The 6,529-nt window shown below is 36.6% G+C and carries 11 protein-coding genes; all 11 read right to left on the bottom strand.

The window, feature by feature from the left end; all coding sequences use genetic code 11:
• Nucleotides 1–694 precede the first annotated feature (694 nt).
• Nucleotides 695–982, bottom strand: coding sequence for a hypothetical protein (locus PVK63_RS19530; RefSeq protein WP_065640582.1), 288 nt, complete (start codon nt 980–982; stop codon nt 695–697).
• Nucleotides 983–1,802: 820 nt separating this feature from the next.
• Nucleotides 1,803–2,267 (bottom strand): ASCH domain-containing protein, encoded by a 465-nt coding sequence (locus PVK63_RS19525; RefSeq protein ID WP_130088434.1) that lies wholly within the window; start codon nt 2,265–2,267, stop codon nt 1,803–1,805.
• Between the two features lie 145 nt (nt 2,268–2,412).
• The gene (locus tag PVK63_RS19520; protein WP_102502985.1) at nt 2,413–2,904 is read right to left on the bottom strand and encodes a GNAT family N-acetyltransferase; all 492 of its coding nucleotides are present in this window, start codon (nt 2,902–2,904) and stop codon (nt 2,413–2,415) included.
• Nucleotides 2,905–3,062: 158 nt separating this feature from the next.
• A complete protein-coding gene (locus PVK63_RS19515; RefSeq protein WP_011263487.1) occupies nt 3,063–3,377 on the bottom strand; it encodes a type II toxin-antitoxin system RelE/ParE family toxin in 315 nt (104 codons plus the stop codon).
• On the bottom strand, nt 3,368–3,622 hold the full coding sequence (locus PVK63_RS19510) for a type II toxin-antitoxin system Phd/YefM family antitoxin (protein WP_012551865.1): 255 nt from the start codon (nt 3,620–3,622) through the stop codon (nt 3,368–3,370). Before PVK63_RS19510 ends, PVK63_RS19515 begins: the two co-directional genes overlap by 10 nt.
• Before the next feature lie 42 nt (nt 3,623–3,664).
• On the bottom strand, nt 3,665–3,820 hold the full coding sequence (locus tag PVK63_RS19505) for a hypothetical protein (protein ID WP_274440901.1): 156 nt from the start codon (nt 3,818–3,820) through the stop codon (nt 3,665–3,667).
• 9 nt (nt 3,821–3,829) lie between these two features.
• The gene (locus tag PVK63_RS19500; protein WP_274440903.1) at nt 3,830–4,591 is read right to left on the bottom strand and encodes a DUF4145 domain-containing protein; all 762 of its coding nucleotides are present in this window, start codon (nt 4,589–4,591) and stop codon (nt 3,830–3,832) included.
• Nucleotides 4,592–4,750: 159 nt separating this feature from the next.
• Complete coding sequence (locus PVK63_RS19495; RefSeq protein WP_274440904.1) at nt 4,751–5,065, bottom strand: hypothetical protein; 315 nt, start codon at nt 5,063–5,065, stop codon at nt 4,751–4,753.
• A 220-nt stretch (nt 5,066–5,285) separates the two neighbouring features.
• Entirely contained in the window at nt 5,286–5,600 is a 315-nt protein-coding gene (locus tag PVK63_RS19490) for a type II toxin-antitoxin system RelE/ParE family toxin (RefSeq protein ID WP_012551866.1), read from the bottom strand.
• Entirely contained in the window at nt 5,591–5,845 is a 255-nt protein-coding gene (locus PVK63_RS19485; protein ID WP_012551865.1) for a type II toxin-antitoxin system Phd/YefM family antitoxin, read from the bottom strand. Before PVK63_RS19485 ends, PVK63_RS19490 begins: the two co-directional genes overlap by 10 nt.
• A 217-nt stretch (nt 5,846–6,062) precedes the next feature.
• Nucleotides 6,063–6,434 carry a hypothetical protein gene (locus PVK63_RS19480; protein WP_274440906.1) on the bottom strand — a complete coding sequence of 124 codons (372 nt, stop codon included), beginning with the start codon at nt 6,432–6,434 and terminating at the stop codon, nt 6,063–6,065.
• Nucleotides 6,435–6,529: the final 95 nt, after the last annotated feature.

Genomic DNA, 6,529 nt, shown 5'->3' with positions numbered 1-6,529 from the left:
GCAATAACACGTTTACTACGACACAGACTTAGCTGAATTTTACCGCCTTAATCACTGAAACTAAAGACAAACCTAGAACGCCGAATGTAGTAAATCGTGTTGATTGCTTTGTTACACGATCTTTGTCAACGCTTCGCTTTAATAGGTAAAGAATTGATTTGCTAAGATTTACTGTAAATTGAGTTTAATTAGACTGGTTCAATTAAGCGAGCAAAATATCATTTCAACGGCAATAACTGTGAAACGAAACAATCCCTTTTTCTTACACCATTTGTACGATTTGGTTTCAGCCAGTTTTGAGCTGATAAACCAAATATCCTTACCACAATTGGGATTGAAAATGCTGAGAGAAAAACACTGATGCAGGCTAAAATGAGGCATAGCCAAAGAACAATTGAAGCGTAAATTAGCTTCTGAAACGCCTGAATTTGGGGCAATAATAGTTCAATGCCGAACCTGATGAAACGAACACAAAAAGGCAACAAAGAAAAAGGAAAACCACCCTACTTTCACGCCTAAAAAATTAATGGCTCAATCGCTGAACTGAGCCAAAAAACTGCGTTCTTAGAGTTCGTGTAACGCCTGCATAACACGTTTACTACTATACAGATCAAGCTGAATTTTACCGCCATAAACACCGAAACTAAAGACAAACCTACAATGCCGAATGTAGTAAATCGTGTTGATGCGATTGTTATGTGCGCTCTCTCTTGGCAAATTCTTTTTCGTAAAAGATTTCTGCGACTATCCAAATAATGTGATTAATAACTAAACCAAATACAAGTAAAGCTATCGCTGCAATACCAAAATCAATTGAAAATTCACCCCAATTACGGATCTTATCAAACAGCATAAAACCTAAAAAAGTACCGAACAAAACTGCTCCAGCAACTATTAGCGTATGCTTAACCACATAATGTAAACGACCTTTTCTTCGAGTGATTGCCCAACGATTATATTGTTTATTTATCCAACTATTCATATTCTTCAATCCTTAGTAAGAAATGACAATTTGAATTAACTACATTAATTATTGTACATAAATCAATAAGGTAATATGAGAGCTGTATCTTAATTTCAAATATCGATAAGCACATAACGCCTGCATAACACGTTTACTACTATGCAATTATACTTAAAATTGACGCCTTAAAACGAGAAACACCCAGCAAACTGAGATTGCCGAGTGTAGTAAATCGTGTTGATGCATTTGTTACACGATCTTTGTCAACGCTTCGCTTTAATTGGTAAAGAATTGATTTACCAAGATTTACTGTAAACTGAGTTTAATTAGACTGACTCAATTAAGCGAGCAAAATATCATTGCAACGGCAATAACTGTGAAACTAAACAATCCCTTTTTCTTACACCATTTGTACGATTTGGTTTCAGCCTGTTTGGAGCTGATAAACCAAATATCCTCGCCACAATTGGGATTGAAAATACTGAGAGCAAAGCACTGATGCAGAATAAAATGAGGCAAAACCATGGACAATTGAAGCGTGAATTAACTCCTGAAATCCATGAACTTGGGGAAATAAGGGCTAACTTGCCGAACCTGATAAAATGAAATCTAAAAGGCAGCAAAGAAAAAGGAAATCCACCCTACTTTCACGCCTAAAAAACTAACGGCTCAATCGCTGAACTAAGCCAGAAAACTGCAATCTTTAGTTCGTGTAACGCCTGCATAACACGTTTACTACTATACAATTATACTTAAAATTGACGCCTTAAAACGAGAAACACCCGACAACCTGAGATGCCGAGTGTAGTAAATCGTGTTGATGCATTTGTTATATTGCCTATTGATAAACGACATGAAATCGTTCCAATACAAGAACCATGTCCTCATTAGGTTCAATATTTAACTCTGAACATTCAGCAGCAAAGAAACGCCAATGAGCTTCACGCCACCATTTTAATGAACGGTCGCCCTCGCCTTCTGCATGAGAAAACTCAGCCGTCACTTCGTTATATTTACACGTTTCAACTGAATCAATTTCAATGATACAAATTGGCTTTCCGTTCCAATCAACAACCACTTGTAAATGACCAACGGTTGGCATTGGTTCTTCACCAGATTCGTACCAAACATTTAAGCTACAAGTTGCTGTCTTTTGGCCAATTCGGATTAATTCAGCACATAGATTGGCATTATGCTTATCAGCACAGAAATAGTCTGAGCCGAATGATTGATACTTTTTACGCTCAATTTCAGAAAGTGAGCTTAGATACTGATTTAAGTAGACTTGAGACTGTTCTTCCATGAAATCCTCTTAACTATTTTCGCAATATAACGCCGCCATAACACGTTTATTACGATGACGGCTTACTTAAATTTTAACGCCTTAAACACCGAAACTAAAGACAAACCTACAATGCCGAATGTAATAAATCGTGTTGATGGCTTTGTTATAAGCAGAATTCAATGCTAAAGAAATCAGTTAGTTGATGATTGTGATTAGGCTTCCAATACTGCCAACCATTCTTTTGATAAAAACTGATTGCTCGTTTATTTTCTCGGCTAACTGATAATACAGCACCATTACAACCCATGAGTTTCAATTGCTCGATTAGAAAATTATGGATGGTTTCAGAAAGACCTAAACCTCGATAATTTGGAACTAAATAAATCAGGTGAATGTACCCAAAACCTGCAATTTCAGAATGAGACTTAAACTCCAGTTGCCCTATCAATTCATCGCCAGACCATAAATGGAAATAACCCCATTCAGGCGAGCCAAGTCTAGAAAGTAGTTTGGTATAATAAACCTCACCATTTTGACCAATCGTTTCAAGGTAGCCTTCAGAAGTACCAAAACTACAAAAATAGGAATCTTCACGAAACTGAACGCAATCTCTGAAATTGGCATCTAAATCTATTGGCTTAAACTGACAATCCATTGTAACCCCTTGAACTAAAACAAGCTTATAACGCCTGCATAACACGTTTGCTACGATACAGACCTAGCTGAATTTTAACGCCTTAATCACTGAAACTAAAGACAAACTGACAACGCCGAGTGTAGCAAATCGTGTTGATGCATTTGTTAAATGAACTCTTACTGCAAACCACGGTCATTGAGAACAAATTGGCGCAACTCGCGCTCTTCCCTCATGACATAAAGAATATATACAATATCATCGTTGGTTACTTTGTAAAAAATACGGCATGGTGGTAATACAATTTCACGATAATCTAAATGAGGAAGCTCAGGAACACTACGGCCTGATAATGGAAAATCCTCTAAACGCTCAACACGATGGAAAACTGATTGAACTAACGCCTTAGCCGCTAAGATATTATTAATAGCGATATATTCTGCAATTTCGTCCAAATCTAATAATGCTGATTCAGTCCAATTAATTACAGCCATTTATTCATCTTCTCTTTTGCGACTTCATGAGAAACTACACGATTATCTGAAATTGCTTTTTCACCGCGAGCAATACCTTCAAGAATAGCAATTCGTTTTTGCATAAACTCGTAATCATCAACATCTAACAAATAAGCCGACGGTTGACCGTGCTCTGTAATTAACACTGGTTCTTTTGAAGCATGAAGCTCAGAAAGAATCTTGGTTGCTTGACGTTTTAATGTAGTGACTAATTCAACTTTCATATTCAGTTTCCATTATCGAAAGAATAAAGTGTCACTATTGTATCACTTTATTAGCCATTGAGACAGTTCATTTAACGCCTGCATAACACGTTTGCTACCATGCAAATTAAGCCCAAATTTACCACTTAATACGGTAAACTCAAAGAAACCTAGAATGCCGAATGTAGCAAATCGTGTTGATGCATTTGTTATACCCATGATGATTAACTATTTTGGACCTTTGTTTCGATTAACTCTCTTAGCTATTGCATTTAACCTAGAACTCTTATCTGAATAGATTTCATCTAAGAGATGTTCCATTATTTCATAGGCATCTAAGACATCATTAGCACTTAATTCAGTACCTTCGTGACTACCTGCATTTCCAAGCCATTTTACAGCAAACAGCATTTCTTTAAATTTTTCATGCTTATGTGGAAGCAACTCAATTCTTTGGTGTAAATTCAATCGCACTCTTTTTTTACTTTTCGATATTCTAAATCTGTTTACTTTCAATTCAGTTAACAATGCTTCAACGGCTGAACGGACTTGATTTGCACAAGCTCCTGCACTAGAAAAGAATAACTCAAATGATTGTTCCAAAGCGCCACTAATACTTTCAGGAGTACCTTTAGGTACTTTGATGATATTTAATGGTGGCGTAAAACTCTTAGGTTTAAAGTATTGAAAATACTCTTGCTTATCTTGGCCATATTGATCCTCGACGATATCCCAATCTAAAAAACCAATACCGCTACTTGCTACTTTTTCACCACAATGATCGTTTTGACATTCAAAAATACATGAATACAAAAGTTCAGCCCAATCAGGTTGCCATTCAGGGTGACTGTGCCCTTTTTCAGAATGAGCAAGTTCGGCAGAAGCAAATGTGCCTTGTTTGATACGTAACAAGCCCTCTTCGCAAGTAGGACATAGCCAATTAAGTTGTTTTTCAGGACGAAAAAGAGCCCTATATAATTTACGTTCCAATAATTTTTCCTTATTCAAAAAAAGGGTATAACGCCTGCATAACACGTTTACTACTATGCAATTATACTTAAAATTGACACCATAAAACGAGAAACACCCGACAACCTGAGATGCCGAGTGTAGTAAATCGTGTTGATGCGATTGTTATACCCGTACTGATTAGCTATGAATTCCCCAATCACGGGAAACAAACCAATTTGGTTGCCAAGTAATAAACTCACTTGGGCAAAAATCGCTGTCTAGAAACTCGATACTAATAACCTGCCCAGGTAAAAGTGACAAAACATGATTTCTTTTGTCACTTTCATAATCCCATAAATGATAACGATCATCTTTATTATTAGCTCGACGACTTGGACCAAAATCCATTGGGGCACATAAACGGGTTAATTGACGGCCATCTTCTTTCGAAAAGAACGTAAGATTAACCTTCGTTTTTGCATGGATAGAATCAATGAATTGTGCTCTTTGCATAGTTAATTCCTTGTGTACCAATTAAAGAAACAATATAACCACAATTTTTATATTGATAATGTGCTAGCCTTCAAATTTACCGAACAGGGTATAACGCCTGCATAACACGTTTACTACTATGCAATTATACTTAAAATTAACGCCTTAAACCGAGAAACACCCGGCAAACTGAGATTGCCGAGTGTAGTAAATCGTGTTGATGCGATTGTTAAACGAACTCTTACTGCAAACCACGGTCATTAAGAACAAATTGGCGTAACTCGCGCTCTTCTCTCATAACGTAAAGGATATACACAACATCGTCATTGGTTACTTTGTAGAATATACGACATGGCGGTAACACTATTTCACGATAATCTAAATGAGGAAGCTCCGGCACATTACGACCTGAAAATGGAAAGTCTTCCAAACGTTCAACACAATGAAAAACTGACTTAACTAACGCTTTAGCCGCTAATATATTATTAATGGCTATGTATTCCGCAATTTCGTCTAAATCTAGTAATGCTGATTCAGTCCAATTAATTACAGCCATTTATTCATCTTCTCTTTTGCTACTTCATGAGAAACGACACGATTATCTGAAATAGCTTTTTCACCACGGGCGATGCCTTCAAGAATGGCAATACGTTTTTGCATAAATTCATAATCATCGACATCCAACAAATACGCAGATGGTTGACCATGCTCTGTAATTAATACCGGCTCTTTTGAGGCATGAAGCTCAGAAAGAATTTTAGTAGCTTGACGCTTCAATGTAGTGACTAATTCAACTTTCATATTCAGTTTCCATTATCGAAAGAACAAAGTATCACTATTGTATCACTTAATTATCCATTGAGACAGTTCGTTTAACGCCTGCATAACACGTTTGCTACCATGCAGACTTAGCTGAATTTTAACGCCTTAATCACTGAAACTAAAGACAAACTGACAACGCCGAGTGTAGCAAATCGTGTTGATGCATTTGTTATGTGTAATCTACATTATCAATATATTACACTTGAAATAACTGTTCAAAATCATTTAAAGCCATAACTTTTACGCCTCGATGAGTCTCCCACCCTTTAATAAAAGGAACATGGACAAACTCTCGTTCAGAAAGATCTTTAATATAAAAATCCTGCCTTCTTTCTCGTTTTTTAGGGAATTGTACAAATCGTTCTTTTTGGCTTTCAATTTCACCAAAAAAAGCCAATTCATTATCTTTGTCGATAATATAGATTGGAGTCCCTGCAGAAACTGACGCTATTTGGGCTTTGTTTAAAGCATAACCCGTAGAATGTGATAATTCTGATGCCGTTGTGACATGTCTCTTACCGTTAATTTCGGCTTGTTCTGCCGAATGACGTAAAATCAGTATGTTCATAGTTCAACCTTGATATTATTTGTATGCTAATAACCATACAGAATGACGCACCTTAAATAAAGAGGTTAAGCCAGAAAAACACATAACGCCTGCAT

The sequence above is a fragment of the Aliivibrio sp. S2TY2 genome (assembly GCF_028765525.1).
GTDB lineage: Bacteria > Pseudomonadota > Gammaproteobacteria > Enterobacterales > Vibrionaceae > Aliivibrio > Aliivibrio finisterrensis_A.
Note: the sequence above shows the minus strand (reverse complement) of the source record. Positions and strands in the feature narration are given on the sequence as shown.